Annotated in this window: 17 protein-coding genes and 1 pseudogene; 12 read left to right on the top strand and 6 right to left on the bottom strand. The window is 57.2% G+C overall.

All coding sequences use genetic code 11. The features are described 5' to 3' along the window. Positions 1-2: 2 nt before the first annotated feature. From hutI to GTP55_RS07375, 3 genes are all read left to right on the top strand, one after another. On the top strand, positions 3-1226 hold the full coding sequence (gene hutI, locus GTP55_RS07385) for an imidazolonepropionase (RefSeq protein WP_161044308.1): 1224 nt from the start codon (positions 3-5) through the stop codon (positions 1224-1226). A 61-nt stretch (positions 1227-1287) separates the two neighbouring features. Further along, positions 1288-3951, top strand: coding sequence for a zinc-dependent metalloprotease (locus GTP55_RS07380; RefSeq protein WP_161044307.1), 2664 nt, complete (start codon positions 1288-1290; stop codon positions 3949-3951). Positions 3952-3953: 2 nt separating this feature from the next. Beyond that, entirely contained in the window at positions 3954-5516 is a 1563-nt protein-coding gene (locus GTP55_RS07375; protein ID WP_161044306.1) for a glycine betaine ABC transporter substrate-binding protein, read from the top strand. Positions 5517-5656: 140 nt separating this feature from the next. Here GTP55_RS07375 and GTP55_RS07370 read toward each other — a convergent pair whose 3' ends face one another. Together GTP55_RS07370 and GTP55_RS07365 are read right to left on the bottom strand one after the other, a co-directional pair. Continuing rightward, positions 5657-6151, bottom strand: coding sequence for a GNAT family N-acetyltransferase (locus GTP55_RS07370; protein ID WP_161044305.1), 495 nt, complete (start codon positions 6149-6151; stop codon positions 5657-5659). Then, positions 6151-7059, bottom strand: a complete 909-nt coding sequence (locus GTP55_RS07365; RefSeq protein WP_161044304.1) for a DMT family transporter — start codon at positions 7057-7059, stop codon at positions 6151-6153. Before GTP55_RS07365 ends, GTP55_RS07370 begins: the two co-directional genes overlap by 1 nt. A 167-nt stretch (positions 7060-7226) precedes the next feature. Here GTP55_RS07365 and GTP55_RS30030 point away from each other — a divergent pair, with 167 nt between their 5' ends. Next, a complete protein-coding gene (locus GTP55_RS30030; protein ID WP_267876844.1) occupies positions 7227-7361 on the top strand; it encodes a hypothetical protein in 135 nt (44 codons plus the stop codon). 3 nt (positions 7362-7364) lie between these two features. On the opposite strand, the gene GTP55_RS07360 is transcribed toward GTP55_RS30030, so the two are convergent. After that, complete coding sequence (locus GTP55_RS07360) at positions 7365-7802, bottom strand: Mpo1 family 2-hydroxy fatty acid dioxygenase (RefSeq protein WP_161044303.1); 438 nt, start codon at positions 7800-7802, stop codon at positions 7365-7367. A gap of 90 nt (positions 7803-7892) precedes the next feature. Between GTP55_RS07360 and GTP55_RS07355 the strand changes: the two are divergent. From GTP55_RS07355 to GTP55_RS07345, 3 genes and pseudogenes are all read left to right on the top strand, one after another. Further along, positions 7893-8036: pseudogene (locus GTP55_RS07355) on the top strand (DNA-deoxyinosine glycosylase); the annotation flags it as partial. 54 nt (positions 8037-8090) lie between these two features. Continuing rightward, on the top strand, positions 8091-9848 hold the full coding sequence (locus GTP55_RS07350) for a recombinase family protein (protein ID WP_161044302.1): 1758 nt from the start codon (positions 8091-8093) through the stop codon (positions 9846-9848). Next, positions 9838-10350, top strand: a complete 513-nt coding sequence (locus GTP55_RS07345; protein WP_161044301.1) for a DNA-deoxyinosine glycosylase — start codon at positions 9838-9840, stop codon at positions 10348-10350. The genes GTP55_RS07350 and GTP55_RS07345 overlap by 11 nt, the downstream gene beginning before the upstream one ends. A 7-nt stretch (positions 10351-10357) precedes the next feature. Here the strand turns inward: GTP55_RS07345 and GTP55_RS07340 are convergent, their stop codons facing one another. Next, positions 10358-10768, bottom strand: a complete 411-nt coding sequence (locus GTP55_RS07340; protein WP_161044612.1) for a transcriptional regulator — start codon at positions 10766-10768, stop codon at positions 10358-10360. 152 nt (positions 10769-10920) lie between these two features. On the opposite strand from GTP55_RS07340, the gene GTP55_RS07335 reads away from it, so the two are divergent. The 3 genes from GTP55_RS07335 to GTP55_RS07325 are packed head-to-tail and all read left to right on the top strand — an operon-like array spanning position 10921 to position 13543. Next, the gene (locus GTP55_RS07335; protein WP_161044300.1) at positions 10921-11679 is read left to right on the top strand and encodes a hypothetical protein; all 759 of its coding nucleotides are present in this window, start codon (positions 10921-10923) and stop codon (positions 11677-11679) included. Between the two features lie 11 nt (positions 11680-11690). Next, positions 11691-12083: a hypothetical protein gene (locus tag GTP55_RS07330; protein ID WP_229257816.1), complete on the top strand. Its 393-nt coding sequence runs from the start codon at positions 11691-11693 to the stop codon at positions 12081-12083. A gap of 2 nt (positions 12084-12085) precedes the next feature. Next, positions 12086-13543 carry a DUF4214 domain-containing protein gene (locus tag GTP55_RS07325; RefSeq protein WP_161044298.1) on the top strand — a complete coding sequence of 486 codons (1458 nt, stop codon included), beginning with the start codon at positions 12086-12088 and terminating at the stop codon, positions 13541-13543. A gap of 180 nt (positions 13544-13723) precedes the next feature. Here the strand turns inward: GTP55_RS07325 and GTP55_RS07320 are convergent, their stop codons facing one another. Beyond that, positions 13724-14056 (bottom strand): hypothetical protein, encoded by a 333-nt coding sequence (locus GTP55_RS07320; RefSeq protein ID WP_161044297.1) that lies wholly within the window; start codon positions 14054-14056, stop codon positions 13724-13726. Between the two features lie 219 nt (positions 14057-14275). On the opposite strand from GTP55_RS07320, the gene GTP55_RS07315 reads away from it, so the two are divergent. Then, complete coding sequence (locus tag GTP55_RS07315; RefSeq protein ID WP_161044296.1) at positions 14276-15574, top strand: hypothetical protein; 1299 nt, start codon at positions 14276-14278, stop codon at positions 15572-15574. Positions 15575-15608: 34 nt separating this feature from the next. Then, the gene (locus GTP55_RS07310; RefSeq protein ID WP_161044295.1) at positions 15609-16736 is read left to right on the top strand and encodes a hypothetical protein; all 1128 of its coding nucleotides are present in this window, start codon (positions 15609-15611) and stop codon (positions 16734-16736) included. A gap of 42 nt (positions 16737-16778) precedes the next feature. Here the strand turns inward: GTP55_RS07310 and GTP55_RS07305 are convergent, their stop codons facing one another. Then, positions 16779-17258, bottom strand: coding sequence for a DNA translocase FtsK (locus GTP55_RS07305; protein WP_161044294.1), 480 nt, complete (start codon positions 17256-17258; stop codon positions 16779-16781). Positions 17259-17351 lie beyond the last annotated feature (93 nt).

Raw genomic sequence — 17351 nt, 5'->3', positions numbered from 1 at the left:
GCATGTGGGACGTGTTGTTTACGAACGTGCATCTGGCCACGATGGCCGGTGACGAGGGCTATGGGGAAATCCGCGATGCCGCCATCGCCGTCAAGGATGGCCGCATTGCGTGGCTGGGGCCACAGGCCGATATGCCACCAGGCCTGGCCGCGCAGGCGGTCACCGTGCACGATGGCGGCGGCAGCTGGCTGACGCCGGGCCTGATCGACTGCCACACCCACATTGTCCACGCCGGCAACCGCAGCGATGAATTCGAGGCGCGCCTGAACGGCGCCACCTATGAAGACATCGCCCGCGCCGGCGGCGGCATCATGTCCACCGTGCGCGCCACGCGTGCGGCGTCGGAAGATGAACTGCTGCGTCAAAGCCTGCCGCGCGTGCGCAGCCTGCTGGCGGAAGGCGTGACCACCATCGAGATCAAATCCGGCTACGGCCTGACGCTGGAATCGGAAGCGAAGATGCTGCACGCGGTGCGCCGCATCGGCCGCGAACTGCCGGTGCGCGTGGCCACCACCTTCCTCGGCGCGCATGCGCTGCCGCCGGAGTTTGCCGGCCGCGCCGATGATTACGTCGATGAAGTCATCAAGATGATTGCGCCGCTGGCAGCCGAGGGGCTGGTCGATGCGGTGGATGCGTTCTGCGAGCGCATCGGCTTTTCGCATGAACAGACGGAGCGCGTGTTTCAGGCCGCGCAGGCGCAAGGCTTGCCGGTCAAGCTGCATGCGGAGCAGTTGTCCGATCAGCGCGGCGCCGAACTGACGGCGCGCTATAACGGCTTGTCGGCCGACCATCTGGAGCATCTGAGCGCGGCCGGCGTGGCCGCCATGGCGGCTGCCGGCACGGTGGCGGTGCTGCTGCCCGGCGCCTACTACTTCCTGCGCGATACCACGCCGCCGCCGGTCGCCGCGCTGCGCGAAGCTGGCGTATCGATGGCGGTCGCCACCGACTGCAATCCCGGCACCTCGCCAATGACGTCCCTGCTGCTGGCGATGAACATGGCCTGCACCTTGTGGCGTTTGACGCCGCAAGAAGCGCTGGCCGGCGTAACGCGCCATGCGGCGCGCGCGCTCGGTCTCCAGAAGGAGATCGGCACCCTGGCAGTGGGCAAGCGCGCCGACTTTGCGCTGTGGCGCATCGCGCGTCCGGCCGACCTTTCGTATGCGATTGGTCTCAATCCGTGCCGCGGTGTCGCCAACGCAGGCATTTTGCGCTCTCCGGCAGTGTAAAAATCTGTTTGCTGCCTTATGCTTTCGGTTACATTATCCGAATGTCATCCAAGGAAGCCCTATGTTCGTCTTGAATTCCGTACGCGCCGCTGTGCTGGCGGCGCTGAGTGTCCAGGCGCTGGCGCAAGAGCCGGTGCCGCCAACTCCTCCTGTTCCCCACGCGCCGGAAGTGCCGGTGGTGGCCACCACGCCGCTGCAACCTGGGGCCGCGCCAACGCCGGCGATTGTGCTGCCAAGCGCCGCGCCACGGCCATTCGTCGACGTGGTGCGCGGCGCGCAGCATTTGCCGGGCTTCCTGGGGCTGTACCAGAAAGAGGAAAAGGTCTGGATCGAACTGCGGCCGGAGCAGTTTGACCGTCCGCTGTTCATGTCGGTGAATATGCCGAACGGGATCGGCGAGCGAGGCATCTACGGCAGCCAGATGGGCACGAGCCAGGTGGTGATCTTCCACCGCATCGGCAACCTGGTGCAGATGATCGCCAAGAATACCGAGTACAGCGCCAGGGCCGGCACGCCGCAGGCGCTGACGGTGCAGCAGGCGTTCTCGGATAGCCTGCTGGCGGTGGCGCCGGTGGCCAGCGGGCCGAATGTGCTGACCAAGTCCGTGCTGGTGGAGGCCAACGCGCTGCTGTTCGGCGATATTCCCGCGATGTCCACGCGGCTGGAGACGGCGTTCCGCATGCCCTATGCGATGGACCCGCGCAACAGCAGCTTCCTCACCCTGCGTTCCGACGAAGCGATGACCGGCTTGCAGGTCAACGCCCACTTCTTCGTGCCGCGCATTGCTGCGCGTCCGGCAGTGGTGCCGACAGTGCCATTGGCGCTGCTGTCTTTGCCCACGCCGCCGTCCACGCTGCCGGACCCGCGCAGCATGTTCCTCGGTTTCTACTACAGCTTCATGCCGCTGCCGGCGCAGGCCATGCATGGGCGTCCGGCGGATGACCGTATCGGCCACTTCGTCAGTACCAGCCAGGATTATTCGGACGACGTGACGCCAACCACCGCCGTGCATCTGGTGGACCGCTGGCGTCTGGAGAAGCAGGACCCGGCGGCGGCGCTGTCGGAGCCGAAGCAGCCGATCGTCTACTGGATCGACGCCAACGTGCCGGAAAAGTACCGCGAATCGGTGCGGCAGGGCGTGCTGGCCTGGAACGAGGCGTTTGAGCGCATCGGCTTCAAGAACGCCATCCTGGTCAAGCAGCAGACCGACAAGGATAAATTTGACACCATGGATGCGCGTCATGCGTCGATCCGCTGGTTCGTCGGCAGCGACGTGGGCTTTGCCATCGGCCCGAGCCAGGTCGATCCGCGCAGTGGCGAGATTCTGGATGCGGACATCGGCATGTCCGACGTGTTTGCGCGCGGCGCCCGGCGCATGGTGGGCGAGGACAGCTTCGACCTGTCGCCGCCGCCGACCGGCGAGGACCGCTGCGACTACATGGCCGAATCGGCGCCGGAAATGGGCTTTGCGCTGGACGTGCTGGAGTCGCGCGGCACCATGGATATGGGGAGCCCGCAGTCCGATGCGGTGGCGCAGGCTTACGTCAAGTCGGTGATCATGCATGAAGTGGGACACACGCTGGGACTGCGGCACAACTTCCGCTCGTCGACCATCTACACGCTGAAGCAGTTGCAGGACCCGGAGTTCACCAAAAAGAACGGCATGGCCGGTTCGGTGATGGATTACACGCCGTTCAATCTGTCGCTGAAAGACGAGAAGCAGGGCGAGTATGTGACGTCCGCGCTCGGTCCTTACGATTACTGGGCCATCGAGTACGCGTATAAACCGATCGAGCCGGCGCAGGAGAAGGAAGAACTGGCGAAGATCGCCGCGCGCTCTAATGAACCGCTGCTGGCCTTCGGCACCGACCAGGATGCGAACGGTTTCAATATGGACCCGGACGTGAACGTGTTCGACCTCGGTAGCGATCCGCTGGCGTACTTCCAGCGCCGTTTGACCATCTCGCGCGAACTGTGGGACCGGGTGCAGAACCGCACGCTGAAGCCGGGCGAGAGCTACGAGGTGCTGCGCCGCAGTTTCGATTACGGCTTCCAGCAGTTTGCACGCACGCTGCCGGTGGTGGCGAAGTATGTGGGCGGCGTGACGTATCTGCGCGACCACGCCGGCACGGGAAGGGCGACCTTTACGCCGGTGCCGCTGCCGCGCCAGCGCGAGGCGTTGCTGATGCTGACCAATAGCTTGTTCAAGGTGGACAGCTTCAAGTTTTCGCCGGAGATGATCAGCCGTCTCGGCTCGGATCATTTCAACACGCGCGGCCGGCCGGATGTGTCGGTGGGTGGACGCGTGCTGTCCTTGCAGGCGTCGGCGCTGGATCAGCTGATGTCCGATGCGGTGGCGATCCGCCTGATCGACTCGCAGGAGAAGGTGGAGAACCGCAAGCAGGCGTTAGGTCTGCCCGAGCTGTATGTGACGGTGCAGGATTCGGTATGGAGTGAGCTCAAGTCCGGCAAGGATATCAACGGCATGCGGCGCAATCTGCAACGCGAGCATCTGAAGCGGCTGGTGGCGTCACTGTTGCGCGTGTCGGCCGGCATGCCGGCGGATGTGCGCAGCCTGCAGCGCGAGAATGCCTTGCGCCTGCAGCGTGATCTGCGTAGCGCCATGGCGCGGCCGGTGAGCATCGAGGCCAAGGCGCATTTGTCGGAAAGCTATGAGACGCTGGGGCAGGCATTGAAGGCGTCCATGCTGCGCGCGGGCGCCTGATGATGGCGGTGCGACGATGGCTGGCCGGTCTGGCGCTGCTGTGCGCCGGGCCGGCGGCGGTAGCGGCGGGCGATACGCTGCATATCGGCTCCAAGCGCTTTACCGAGTCCTATATTTTGGGCGAGGTGCTGAAGCAGACGGCGGCGCCGCATGCGAAGGTCGAGCATCTGCAAGGCCTGGGCAATACGGCGATTGTGCTGGCGGCGTTGCAGGCGGGGCGGATCGATGTGTATCCCGAATATGTGGGCACGCTGGATCTGGAGATCCTCAAGCACGCCAAGCCGGCATCGATGGAGCAGATACGCAAGGAGCTGGCTGTGATGGGCCTGGGCGTGGCGGTGCCGCTGGGCTTTAACAATACCTATGCGCTGGCGATGCGCGGCGATGCGGATGCGCCGCACAAGTTGAGCGAACTGGCGGGACGCGACCGCTTGCGCTTTGGGCTGTCGCATGAATTCATCGGTCGCGCCGATGGCTGGCAGGGACTGGCGGCGCGCTACGGCCTGACGCAGCGACCGGAGGGGCTGGATCACGGCATCGCCTATGAGGCGCTGCGGCGTGAGCAGGTCGATGTGATCGATATTTATTCGACCGAGGCGCGTATCAGCCAGTATGGCTTGCGGGTGCTGGAGGACGATCGCGCCTACTTCCCGCGCTACGATGCAGTGCTGCTGTACCGGCTCGATGCGGCCAGGCGTTTTCCGGCGGCGTGGAAGGCCATCAGTCAGCTGGAAGGTCGCATCAGCGAGAAGGACATGATTGCGATGAATGCGGCGGCGGAGATCGATGGCGAGAGCTTCGACCGCGTGGCGCATGACTGGCTGGCGGCGCATCCGCTGGGCGCTACTGCGGCTGGCGCGGTGGGTACGCGGCCCGGCGCCACTGCACCCGGCACGACTACGTCCGCGCCGTCCGCTCGCGCCAGCCTGCTGGAAAAAATCTTCGACCAGAATCTGGCGCGCATGACGCAGCAGCATCTGACGCTGGTGCTGCTGTCGGTGGCGCTGGCGTGCGTGATCGGCATTCCGCTGGGCGTGCTGGCGGCGTCGCTGCCGCGTTTGCGGCAAGTGGTGCTGGGCCTGGCCGGTGTGTTGCAGACCATCCCGTCGCTGGCCTTGCTGGCCTTGCTGATCCCGTTGCTGGGCATGATCGGCACCGTGCCGGCACTGGTGGCGCTGGTGGTGTACGCGCTGCTGCCCATCGTGCGCAACACCTGTACCGGCCTGTTGCAAGTGTCGCCCGGCCTGAAGCTGGCGGCGCAGGCGCTGGGACTGCGGCCGATGCAGCGGCTGGTGCATATCGATTTGCCATTGGCGCTGCCGGTGATCCTGGCCGGCGTGAAGACGGCTGCGGTGTTGAGCGTGGGCACGGCCACCATCGCGGCCTTCATCGGCGCCGGCGGATATGGTGAGCGCATCACCATCGGTCTGGCGTTGAATGACAACGATATGTTGCTGGCGGGAGCTATCCCTGCGGCAATGTTGGCACTGCTGACACAGGGCATTTTCGAGCTGCTGGAGCGGGCCGTAACGAACAGGCATCGCTTTTCTGTAAAGCCGGTGTAAGCGTCTTTAAGCGGCCGTAATGATTTGTAAGGGCTGCGGCGGGTGCGGGAGGCGAAGGCTATAGTGAATCCGTTGATTCAATCTCCCTCCCACTGACAACGGGTTGCCCCATCCAGCGCCAGGCGCTGGGTGGGATTTTTTTATGCCTGGGCCGACAGCTGGGCCAGCGCCTCGCCGGTGACGCGGCAGATGCGCCAGTCCGGCATGACGGTCGCGCCCATCCCTTCGTAAAACTTGATGGCGTTGGCGTTCCAGTCCAGCACCGACCACTCGAAGCGGCCGCAGTCGCGCTCCACCGCCAGTTGGGCCAGCGCCACCAGCATCTGCTTGCCGTAGCCCTTGCCGCGCTGCGACTGCTGCACGTACAAGTCTTCCAGGTACAGGCCCTTCTTGCACAGGAAGGTGGAGAAGTTGTGGAAGAACAGCGCGAAGGTGACCACCTCGCCGCCATTGGTTTCGCCGACCAGCGCTTCGCACACCGGCTTGTCGCAGAACAGGCTGTCGTGCAGCATGGCTTCGTTGGCGACCACCATGTGCTCCAGCTTTTCAAACACGGCCAGCTCGAAAATCATGCTGAAGATGGCGGGGACGTCGGCCGGCGTGGCCGGGCGGATGCTCAGTTCGGAAGTGCTCATCAGGTTTTGGCAGTAGTAGTAGAAGTTGGTTGCAGCGCCCAGACCACGCTGGACAGGCAGAGTACCATGCCGATCCACTCCATGGCTCCGGGCCGGTAATGTTCCAGCTGGATCGACAACAATACGGAAATCACCGGCGTGACAACGCCGATGTAGACCGCCTTGTCGGAGCCGATGCGGTGGATCAGGGTGAAATAGGCGGCAAACGCGATCACCGAGCCCAGCAGGGACAGCCACAGCAGGCCGCCCCAGTATTTCGCCGTCGTCGGCAGGCTGAAGTGCTGGCCGCTGAGGATCACCCACAGCGCCACCAGCGTGGTGCCCCACAGCATGGACCAGGCCATGGTCAGCAGCACATTGTCGGATTGCTGGCGCACCTTGATCACCACCACGTTACCGACCGAGCTGGCCAGCGTGGCGGTGGTGGCCAGGATCAGTCCCAGCAGGAAGTGGCCGCTGCCGCCGTTGCGGATCTCGCCCCAGGCGTCGCCGATGGAATGGAAGAACAGCAGGGTGACGCCGCAGATGGCGACGCCGCCGGCGGCCCAGGTGCGCCAGGCGAGCGGGCTGCCGAAGACCAGGCGGTTGAGAATCGGATTCCAGAACACCATCAGCGCGAACAGTACGGCCACCAGGCCGGACACCAGATATTGCTCTGAGGTATAAGTGCAGATGTAGCTGAGGGCAAAGGTGGCGGCGCCTTGCAGCATCATCCAGCGCTGGGCGCGCCATGGCAGCAGCAGGCGGTCGCCGCGCGCCGCGCACCAGGCAAACAGCACGGCCGAAGCCAGCGCAAAGCGGTAGACCACGGAGACGGCCGGCGCCACCGCGCCCAGTTGCAGCGTGATGGCGAAGAAGGTGGAGCCCCAGATCAAACAGGCGGTGAGGAATAACAGTGGAGAGGACATCGAACGAGTATAGCTGGCCCTGGCAGGTCTTGCCTAGCGGCTAGTATTTTGTTGCGGCGCAACAGATGGTGTAAGAAGTTGTATCGGGCGTGTAAATTCAACGGTGCTGGTGAAAAGACCAAGTATAGTGAAATAACACTTCACTCGTTTGCCAACCGGAGGGCGCCATGAGTACCGCGCTGCAAATCAAGGTCGTTACCCTGCTGGGCTACGTCGCCCTGAGCACGGCATTGGTGCTGATGCTGGCCGACGAAGAGATGCAGGGCGCGGCCACGGCCATGTTCTACGCCCTGCTGCGCTAAGTGTCAGTAGGCGACGTGCAGGCGGCGGTACAGGAAGCTGAGCACGAACAGCGGGCCGATCAGCAGGAAGCGCAGGTCGTCGAAGAAGGACGGCTTCTTGCCCTCGATCTTGTGGCCGATGAACTGGCCGATCCACGCCAGCACGAAAATCGCAATCGACAGCGGCAGGATGGTTGACTGCGGCAGCGCCGCCAGGATGGCCAGCATCAATGCCGCCATCAGCAGCATGCCCACCGCGAACGGTTTCGACAGCCGGAAGTAGTAGCCCATCGCCGCCGCCGTCACCGCCAGCGCCACCAGCGGGTGTAGCGACCATAGCAATCCCAGCAGCGTGAAGACGATCACGGGCACGCAGACGAAGTGGATCAGTTCGTTGGTGGGGTTGAGATGGCTTTCGCTGTACTTGGCCAGCAGCGTATCGATCGCGCGGTGTTGCGGCATGGTTGGTCTCCTGTTGTGTGGGTGCGGTCTGTGCCGCCTGCAAATTCTACACCCGAACGTGGCGCTGTCGGGCATCCGCTACAATGGGTGATGCTTTCCCCATCCTCTTCGGCCCTGACCGGCCTGGCGCCGGTGATCGATGCGCAGACCCGCATCTTGATACTCGGTAGTTTTCCCGGCGCCGCGTCGCTGGCGGCGCAGCAATACTATGCCCATCCGCGCAAGATCTTTTGGTTAATTTGACACCCGACTGAGTATAATTGAATTTTCTCCTAGGAAACTTCAAGAATGCCTGTAGCTTATTCATACATCCGCTTTTCCACGGTTGAGCAAATCAAAGGTGATTCGCTTCGCAGGCAGACGACGGCGTCGGCGCAATATGCAGCCGCTAACGGCTTAGAACTGGATAGCAGCCTGAATGCGCAGGATTTAGGTGTCTCCGCTTTCAGCGGAGCAAATTTCGAGAGTGGGGCGCTGGGCAAGTTCATCACGGCGATTGATGAGGGACGAGTCGCTCGCGGCTCCTATCTATTAGTCGAGTCACTGGACCGTTTGTCCCGTTTGCCAGTACCTGATGCGTTAGCTATTTTCCAAGCAATAATCGGCCGTGGTGTAGTAATTGTCACTCTGACTGATATGGCCGTCTATAGCCAAGAGCGACTCAAGACCGATTGGACGCCATTGCTAATCGCCTTGGTCAGCATGTCACGGGCCCACGAAGAATCCGCAGTGAAATCGCAACGTGTCAAGGCCGCCTGGGATGCTAAAAAGGAGCGGGTCAAAAAGAACAAAGAAGTTATGTCTACACGCTGTCCTTGGTGGCTGAAACCCTCAGACGACAAGACGAAGTACGAAATCATCGAAGCGAATGCGGAGACGGTAAGGCTGATGTATGCGCTGTCGAAGGACGGGATGGGGAGCTGGTCAATCAGTCGCTATCTGAATGCCTTGGAAATTCCCACACCGCAGCATTCACAACGCTGGCAAAACAGTACTGTTCAGTTCAATTTGCGTAATATCGCTACCATTGGAATTCTCCAAATGGATCAGGATCACAACGGCAGAACGACAACGAACACTTTTGTTGAGGGCTACTATCCTCCGATTATCGACAAGACGTTGTTCTATGAAGTGCAGGCGGGCAAAGCGGAACGCCGGCGGCTGCCTGCGTCAGGCGGTGGTCGTGCAGGACAGTGCCACAACATTTTCAAAGGGACTGCAAAATGTGGTTACTGCGGTAGCCCAATGCATATTCGCCGCAAGCCTGGCATCAATACCGGATTCCTTTACTGCGCCAAGTCTCTGCAGAGTGCTAGCTGCGTGGGTGTGTCTTACAATGTGCGGCAACTTGAGGCTGAGTTCATAAACTTCACTCGTGAGCTCGATTTGAAACAGGTGCTTGGGGATGGTGCTGGCAAGGGATCAGTGCAAGCAAAAAAGAGCGAGCTTGCTGCTTGTGCTGGAGAGTTGGAAGCAACCGAAGCCAAATTTAATAATCTTCTCAAAGCCGTGGAGCTTGGCGGCGATGTAAGCATGTTGGTGCAGCGAATGCGAGAAATGGAGTACGCAACGGTCGAGCTTAGAAAGCGCAATCATGCCCTTAAGGCTGAACTCGAATCTTTGATCAACGTTGAGCAAATTGAATCGTCGTCCTACGAGAACATGAATGCATTGATGGAACAATTGGAATCCAAATCAACAGGCTTGGATGAAAAACTGAGATTGAGATTTCGAATGCTCACGGAGGTGCAGCGGATAGTGAAGCGCCTGGATCTCTTCCCTGGCGGTCTATGGCACAGCATCGACAAGCTAGACGCCATGGCCGCAGGATTACGTGAAGCAGGATACGATGAGGAACGAATTGAGGACTACATTTCCTCACTTCCGACTAAGCCAAATCGGGACGAACGATACTTTGTCGCCAGCATGCGTAATGGTATGTTTCGGATGGTCAAAGCCGGAGACGTTATCGAGGTAGATACAGAATGGACTAGCAAGGCGCTTGAACTTCTGAAGACTCGTCGGGAGTTCGCTAATGAACAGTAAGCAGTGTTTTCCTCCGGTGGTAAATGAGAACACAACGCTGTTGATCCTCGGTAGTCTTCCAGGTGACAGATCGCTCGCTCAGGGCGAGTATTACGCCAACAAACAAAATTCGTTTTGGTACTTGATGTCTCAATTGCTTCGAACGGATCTAGTTCACTTGAATTATCAAGACCGTCTCGCCACCCTACTGGGTAACGGCGTCGGCTTATGGGATGTAGTCGCCGATGCTATGAGAGACGGTAGTTTAGACAGCAGAATTAAGGAGCATCGTAGTAACGATTTGCTTGGCCTCATCGCCACACTGCCAAAATTAAAAGCGGTTGCATTTAATGGGAAGACTGCGGCACGACTCGGCCAAAAGCAGTTAGTCTTTGCTCGTGAGGCAATAACGACGATCGAGCTCCCTTCCTCCAGCCCCGCATATACGTTGGCGGTCCATAAAAAGGTGGATCGCTGGCAGGAATTGCAGCCCTTTCTTTCGACCGAAATCACGGTGGAATAGCATTTGGCTACGCCAGGTCTTGGTCTACACGGTCAACTAATTCCTCAACAAGATACCGCCATCTCGCTGGCATATTTTGAATTTTCACAGCAAGCCTAATCGTCTCAGGTGATGGCTTCGCTGCGATCTTCTTATCCGATTGCCCCTTGGTTGAAGCTCGCTTGGTTGGTGAGTCGCCATAGTGCAGCCAATGCTGATCGACCTTGAGCCACTTGGCCAAAACTAGCAACTTGTCATCGGTAGGTATGGTGCGGCCAGCAAGCCAGTTATGTGCCGTTTGCGCTGATACTGGATCACCTCCGAAGCGAAGATTAAATCTCAAGGCAAGTTCAGTTGGCCCGCTCACTGGCTCCGGACTTCGACGTAATGCAAGCACCAAGCGTTGAGCAAAGGCGGCTTTTTCTTCATTTGTAGGCATGATCGCATTTTGTGACAGGGGTATCAACCTCATATCAATCAAATAAGCGAAATAATTGCTTAAATGATTTAAAAAATTGCTCTTTTGAGATAAGATTAAATTGCAAATAAGAAATTTTTGGTTGCCAATTTTTTGATCAAAATAGAGAGGAAATGATGGACGATGGTACGAGCACAAAGCTTCGTATTCCGCTCAGTGCGGTACAGGTTGCGGAAGCTGCTAAGCATATCCAAGATGAGTTCGATTCGACGGGAGAGTTACGCTTTGCCCAACTAAGCCACTCCGAACCCTTATTCGGCGGAGACTTCAACGGCCCGTCGTCGTGGGTCTATCACATTCGAGTTTTCGGAAATGATGTTGTTCGGGTGCCGCAGCTCTACATGACCGTGAGCAACCGTAGTGAGCATCGACTGGTGCGATACGACACGGCGACATTGCCGGGCGGTGTTGCGCTGGACTTAAAGCACATAAATTTTGAACGTGAAAGCAATGTGTTCGATAAGTCCATCACAGCCTACACAGAGCATTTGGGAATTGGGTTGACGCCGAAGGTGCTGGCAGAATACATCGATAAGCCAATGCGGATTAAGGTATCGAATCCACGGGAAGGCGTGCAGTTCGTCGTTGAGGTGCCATCACATTACATCGCCGGTGTCCTTTATCGACTGGTCCCGGAAAAGTACGATGTGGAAGCAGCACCTGTGGCAGTGGCGAACGATCCCAGCTCAGGATCAACGGAGCCGGTAGATATCGTTTGGCTCAAAAAGGCTGGATGGATAGGACTAGCTACAGGTGTCGTCAGCAGCTTCGTCTTCGGCGTCGGCGCAGGCGTTGCCATAGGCGGGTTCGTGGCCGTGATCGCAGCCATCGCTTTGCACAAGCCGACTAAGAACACGTCGCCTGATACCTGACACCTGCGCAAATGTATACGCTTATCCTGACGGGACTAATGTTGTATGTCTACGGCTTCGCTCGTACCCTTGCGATTTACGTGGGCATCATTCTGACGATCTTCACGCTCGTCTTGGAGATGGTCTGCGGCGGCGGATTTACGTATCTGTTTTGGCCGGAATGGATGCGTACATTTGAGATAGGGGAATTTTGGTCGAGTGCCTTCACGGAGCGACCCAGCTTTCAGCTATGGGAAGCGGGGGCGGTTCCGGTGATCTTTGCTGCTGACCTTTTCCGTGTGGCTCTGAGACTGGTGACGACTCGCTGCACCATTTTCACTCTTGGATTTTTTGCGTTCTGGCTGTACTGCATGTGCCTGATGTGGTCGATAATTTTTGCGCTTGCGAAGCGCATGGGAAAATAAAAATGAAGAGAATACAAATTGCAAATTTGACGTTGAGCCTTGTGGTGTTAGCCGTCCTTGCTGCGTGTGGTGGCACTACAGAGGACGCGCCACAGAAAAAGAATATCGCAATGGGGAGTCTAGCCAGAGAAAGCGTCGCCTCGTCCTCTGTTATTTCGATCCTTGGATATCGGACTGATTATGCTGTGACTCGTTCAAATGATGGCGTGGTCACTGTGACCAAAAAACAGACCGGCGAAGTCAGTACGTACACGGGGATTCAGCTAATCAAATTTTTTGACAAGTACGTGTCGTTCGATGTGGATGGTCCATCGGGGCAAATATATCGGCTGTACCAAGCTGCGTTCAATCGGCAACCTGATTTGCCGGGTCTAGGATTCTGGATATGGCATAACCAAAATGGATTGGGAATGCTGGACATATCAGCTGACTTTATCGCATCGGACGAGTTCCAAAAGATGTACGGGCCGGGCGTAACGAATCCTACGTTCGTGAGCCTACTTTACAACAATATCCTGCATCGAGATGGCGAAAAAGCTGGCGTCGATTGGTGGGTTGGGAACCTAAATAATGGGGCATCACAGGCTGGTGTCTTGTATGGCTTCAGTGACAGCGCCGAAAACAAAACTAATTTGATTGCGACCGTTGCTAACGGATTTGACTATGTGCCGTTCGATCCATCGCCGTCCCAAAGTATTTGCAAACATACGCCAGCAGATAAGCCTCTAGTCTTCGCAGGGTATAACGTTTCGACCAACGAATGGAACATTGTGGACGCCGCTGGCAACCTAAAGCCGCTGCCATTCGTCTACACTGAGTGCGCCACCGGCAAGAACCTTGCGGACAATGCGATCAGCGCCGCATGGAACTGGTCTCTGCCTCAAGCAGACTGGCGCTACCCAGAGAGCGCCACCAATACCGCTGGCTACGTTAAGGCGTTCCCTGAAATTATCTATGGACGTCAGTTGTACGGGGCGACCTCGACTGGTTCTGTATTGCCTATGCTGGTTTCGCAGGTTAACTTGATTGTGAACCATGATGCTACTGTTGAATCCGATGGCATCGATCAGAATTTCATCCAGGGCACCTATATCGCTACACACGATACGAACGAGTGGCTATCGTCGGTGACGGTCATGCTTCGACCCACGAAGGTCTGCATGGAAGAGTGCGGCAATCCCCACAAGTTCATTGAGACCGCCATGATTGACGGCATCACCTACTACGTCTACATGCAGGTGGAAATGGATGAGCAAAAAAATATCCCTCGCTACAACGTGGAGCTTCTCGTTAAGGAAGAGCATTTGCATGGCAGTATGAAGATGAAGTCTATCAACGACTACCTTATCAGCAAAGGCTGGCTGAAGCCGGACAACTACATGAACTCGATTGAGATGGGAACGGAAATAATTTCAGGCACCGGAAAAACGACTGTCAGCCACTTCAGTGTAACCCAATAGCTTTGAGCCTCCAGATGAGGCCCAGAGATGATCTGTTAAATTGGGTATATGGTTTATATAGTTTAGCTAATTTCTGTCTCTGGGCCTCACCGGTTTGACCGGAGGCGGAGAATGAAAAAGGGCCGCAGCTAAGACTGCGGCCCTTTTTTTTCTCGGGGAGGAAGCCGAGTAGGAGGTTGTTTATTTAGCGATTTTCAGCTTCACCAGCTTGTCGATCATTTCGAGTGCTGCCTGATCGCCGCTTTCCATCAGCAGACCGATGCGGCGCATCACGAGCTTTGCCTTCTGAGCGTTGGCACGAGACAGCTCACGCAGGACGTTGCCGGGGATAGCTGCGTTTACTGCAAGCTTGCTCTTGACGGTGTCGGAATGGTTCTTGATGGTCTTCTCGCATTCGCTCAAGCTCTTGTCCACCTCGGCGAAAGCCAGACGACCAATCGGCGTCTGCTTTACTTTTTCCTGCTGCTGCGTTTGAGGGGCGTTGTCTACGATCTGTTGGATAGCGTCGGTCATGTATTCTCCTTGTCTTTTTCGCTGCTGAAGTAGCGATATGGCAAATTTATACAGACCGGCGGGGATGTACACAGTGAAATTGTAACGATCAGCGGTTACAATTTTATGCTCGATTATTTGTGTGTGATATTTTGCGTATCTTTCACATTGACAAGAATGCTATCCTCTCATCAATCGGCTGAGTTCTGCCAGTAGTTGCAAACTAAAAGAGGGATTTTAATGGATCAGGAAGCTATCGGACGGAGGGCCCAAGACGTGCAGTCTGGCCTTCGAGACGTTTCAGATTTGCGGGTGTCAGCCACCATACCGATCACGCGACAGATCGGCATGGCTGCTCAACTCGCTGTTCACATCCGTGGTCTGGACTCCATCGAGAACATCGTCGGATTCCACGGCTTTTGCAGCAATCTCGGAATCTCGTCTGATTCGCTGCCTACCGTGCTGGGCACACTGGAGCAGATTGGTTGGATACGCGTCGTTCCAAATATCTATGCGCCGACCCGAATTGAAGAGACCATCCCGTATTTTCAAGAAGTCTACGGCGCGCTTGGCGAGCAGTGGTCATTGCGCAGACCCGGTGAATTAGAGCAAGCGACGATGGCCATTATTGATCGCCTCACCGTAGCGCCGGTGCCGCTCGAAACATTGGCGTCCGAACTGGGTCTGAAGGCGGCTGAAATCCAAACGATCGTGGACATCGGCGACCTCGGCGGTTACCTGCGCCAGTACGACTCGCCCAAGGACCGAGTGCCGATTCTGTACGCGCCTCTCTTCACCGAAGAGAACCCGGAGACTTTGCTAAATTTTATTGCCAAAAATCCAGGCGCGCACCAAGAGATCGAGGCAGTCTTTCGTGCGGCAAAGTCACATCCTGGTGCGCCGATCAGCACACTGGAACAAACCAATCCATTGGTCCTCGAATTGGTCAACGAGAACATCTTGCGCGCACCTGCCATCGTCTCATCGGGTGGAGCGCAGTCGTTTGCATTCGCACCATTCAAGACGACCCATCCTCGTGCCATCTTGGAAAAGGCGCGGATCATCTTATCGTGCGTTCGCTATGGTGAAGGTTATTCGTCCATCACCAAGATTTCGGACCCTAGCGCGATCCTTAAAGGGCTGAGAGATAGAAAGATGATCGGCCGCACCCCCCATTCAAATATTCAATCGCAATATGCAGCTGCGGCAAACATGGGAGTAGGGTGGATTGAGCCTGAAAACGGGCGCTTCCGATTCCGTCTCTACGACACCGAGGATAACTTAGCTGCGGTAGATCTGGCGATTGCCATGTGTTCCGGCCAGAGCGAGGATGTGTCGTCGTCACTGCTCCTTCCGGCTGAGGTGAAAGGGTATTTCTCCAGGTCTGAGCCTGGCGGACTGCTTCTACCTGAAGCAAATAGAACGCGTGCCCGTGGTGTAATTGCCACGCGCAAGTTGGACCCTAAAACCAGCACCGCTTCCCGGCTTGGTCGCGCGCTGCTCGACGACTTGCGAGGAATTCATCGTGTCATCAAGTGATCAAGACCACTCCTATAAGTTGTTGGGCAAACGCATGGCGTGGGCATTGGGCTACATACCATTGCTTAATGTCCCGGTGACTCTTCCAGCGGATACCAACTCGCGGGCCGGTACGGACTTAACGGATGCAGACGTGTTTGGATTCCGCTTCAGTGCCAGCGGTGGTGTGTCGCGGCTCCTGATCGATTGTAAGACTGCCAGCGGTCGCGCAGTTGATCGCGTGCTGTGGGTCAGGGGTTTACAGGATGTGCTTCACCTTGAGGAGCTCTATCTCTTCAAAAAGAAAATTCCTGAAAGTGCACGGTGGCTAGCGCGTGAACTAAAAGTGAACTGCATCGACGATACTGAATTGTATGAACTCGACGCTCGACTCGGATTAAGTCGCTTGAAGGGACCTTATTTTGATGGAGTCGGGTACGACAGTATCGACACGCTGCTCAGCTTTCCAAAGGGTAGCGAATACCGCGCTTTGGCGCAGTTTCTCACAACAACTCTTTGGACCCTAAGTCCTGCGCACAGGGTCCTAACCTTGCTGAACCTCGGGCAGCAAAATCATTTGCACAGTAAGCTTAGGCCGGACGATCGGGCACACGTTGGGCTTATCCTTCTTGCGACTCGTTCGCTTGCAATAAGTCTCGGCTTACTGATAAGTGAGTTGAACGTTCTGGACGTGCTCAAAATCGAAGACCGGCTTCGTGAAGAGCTTCATGGAGGGGCTGAGTCTCTAGCGCAAAAAGTACGTTTTGCAGATGCCATTCACCGCCTTACCGGCGAAGTAGATTCCGAACAAGCCATAGATCACAAAGGGTTCCCGCTACTTCTTGAGGAGGTCAACCGACTTTTAATCAGGCGCTATGCCCTGAACGATGCCATTCGGATTACCGATTTGGCACTACATTACTTTGCTGCGGGCGCAGGATCCTTACCTCGCCACTTGAGTGGGAGTGATTCTAATCTCTCAGCGAAGATGGCATCTGACATTCTTGCGCTGTTCGTGAAGAGCAATTCACTCGACACCAGCTTTTCCCGGGCTATCATCGGATTATTGGCGACTGCGCCAGAAGCCAACGCTGATGCCTCTGATGAACGGCGCACGGAAAGCAAAGAAATCGGAGGGCAGATTCCACTGCTAGCGCCGCTGCCTCCGTTGGACGGGAACTAACCTCGGGGCTAAATCCATGATGAGAGAATCGCGGACGGCACTTCAATCATCAATCACTGACTTGCAATAAGCTGCGTTGGCCGCAGGAACAACTACTCCTGTACGCTCCAGTTCATCTTTCAGCAGCGTCGCCATGCGGAAGTCGAGGCGGAAATGGCGCTGGAGTAGGGAGACTGACAGCTCACGCTCACGCTCGACGAGTTCCACGGCGTCGCTGTAGAGAAGTGACGAGACGCGGCGATATTCGCTGATGGCATCGGGCTCGCTGCGGATTGCCTGAAGGACGTACGATGTAATACGTCGCATAGCGTGACTGCGGCTGATGTCCTCCTGTCGTGCCAGGCTGTCCACTTGGCTGACTAAATCCTTCGGCATGCGCAGGGTGATCGTTTTGGTTGTGCTGTAGTCGTCTTCCACGGGCGGCTGCGGAACTGAAATACTGGTCGCTGCGGGTGGCTCGTAAGGGAGTTGCAGATCGTCAAGCGGGTCATACGGCGGAAGGTCGAAGGTGAATGATGTCATGGGCGGCCCCTTTAAATACGTGCTGTATTTATATGTATTCCGTGGAAATACGGGGTCTTGCGCTGACGAGGTAGGCCTTGTGCTGTCTGGCTC

Origin of the sequence: Duganella margarita (assembly GCF_009857535.1) — a bacterium.
Classification (GTDB): Bacteria; Pseudomonadota; Gammaproteobacteria; order Burkholderiales; family Burkholderiaceae_D; genus Rugamonas; species Rugamonas margarita.
Note: the sequence above shows the minus strand (reverse complement) of the source record. Positions and strands in the feature narration are given on the sequence as shown.

Excerpts from the sequence above, each read along its gene's own strand:
- hutI (WP_161044308.1), top strand. The coding sequence starts at position 3 with ATGTGGGACGTGTTGTTTACGAACGTGCATCTGGCCACGATGGCCGGT.
- GTP55_RS07320 (WP_161044297.1), bottom strand. The coding sequence starts at position 14,056 with ATGACCGACGCTATCCAACAGATCGTAGACAACGCCCCTCAAACGCAG.
- GTP55_RS07330 (WP_229257816.1), top strand. The coding sequence starts at position 11,691 with ATGTATACGCTTATCCTGACGGGACTAATGTTGTATGTCTACGGCTTC.
- GTP55_RS07310 (WP_161044295.1), top strand. The coding sequence starts at position 15,609 with ATGGCGTGGGCATTGGGCTACATACCATTGCTTAATGTCCCGGTGACT.
- GTP55_RS30030 (WP_267876844.1), top strand. The coding sequence starts at position 7,227 with ATGAGTACCGCGCTGCAAATCAAGGTCGTTACCCTGCTGGGCTACGTC.
- GTP55_RS07325 (WP_161044298.1), top strand. The coding sequence starts at position 12,086 with ATGAAGAGAATACAAATTGCAAATTTGACGTTGAGCCTTGTGGTGTTA.
- GTP55_RS07370 (WP_161044305.1), bottom strand. The coding sequence starts at position 6,151 with ATGAGCACTTCCGAACTGAGCATCCGCCCGGCCACGCCGGCCGACGTC.
- GTP55_RS07360 (WP_161044303.1), bottom strand. The coding sequence starts at position 7,802 with ATGCCGCAACACCGCGCGATCGATACGCTGCTGGCCAAGTACAGCGAA.
- GTP55_RS07380 (WP_161044307.1), top strand. The coding sequence starts at position 1,288 with ATGTTCGTCTTGAATTCCGTACGCGCCGCTGTGCTGGCGGCGCTGAGT.
- GTP55_RS07340 (WP_161044612.1), bottom strand. The coding sequence starts at position 10,768 with ATGCCTACAAATGAAGAAAAAGCCGCCTTTGCTCAACGCTTGGTGCTT.
- GTP55_RS07335 (WP_161044300.1), top strand. The coding sequence starts at position 10,921 with ATGATGGACGATGGTACGAGCACAAAGCTTCGTATTCCGCTCAGTGCG.
- GTP55_RS07350 (WP_161044302.1), top strand. The coding sequence starts at position 8,091 with ATGCCTGTAGCTTATTCATACATCCGCTTTTCCACGGTTGAGCAAATC.
- GTP55_RS07305 (WP_161044294.1), bottom strand. The coding sequence starts at position 17,258 with ATGACATCATTCACCTTCGACCTTCCGCCGTATGACCCGCTTGACGAT.
- GTP55_RS07375 (WP_161044306.1), top strand. The coding sequence starts at position 3,954 with ATGGCGGTGCGACGATGGCTGGCCGGTCTGGCGCTGCTGTGCGCCGGG.
- GTP55_RS07365 (WP_161044304.1), bottom strand. The coding sequence starts at position 7,059 with ATGTCCTCTCCACTGTTATTCCTCACCGCCTGTTTGATCTGGGGCTCC.
- GTP55_RS07315 (WP_161044296.1), top strand. The coding sequence starts at position 14,276 with ATGGATCAGGAAGCTATCGGACGGAGGGCCCAAGACGTGCAGTCTGGC.
- GTP55_RS07345 (WP_161044301.1), top strand. The coding sequence starts at position 9,838 with ATGAACAGTAAGCAGTGTTTTCCTCCGGTGGTAAATGAGAACACAACG.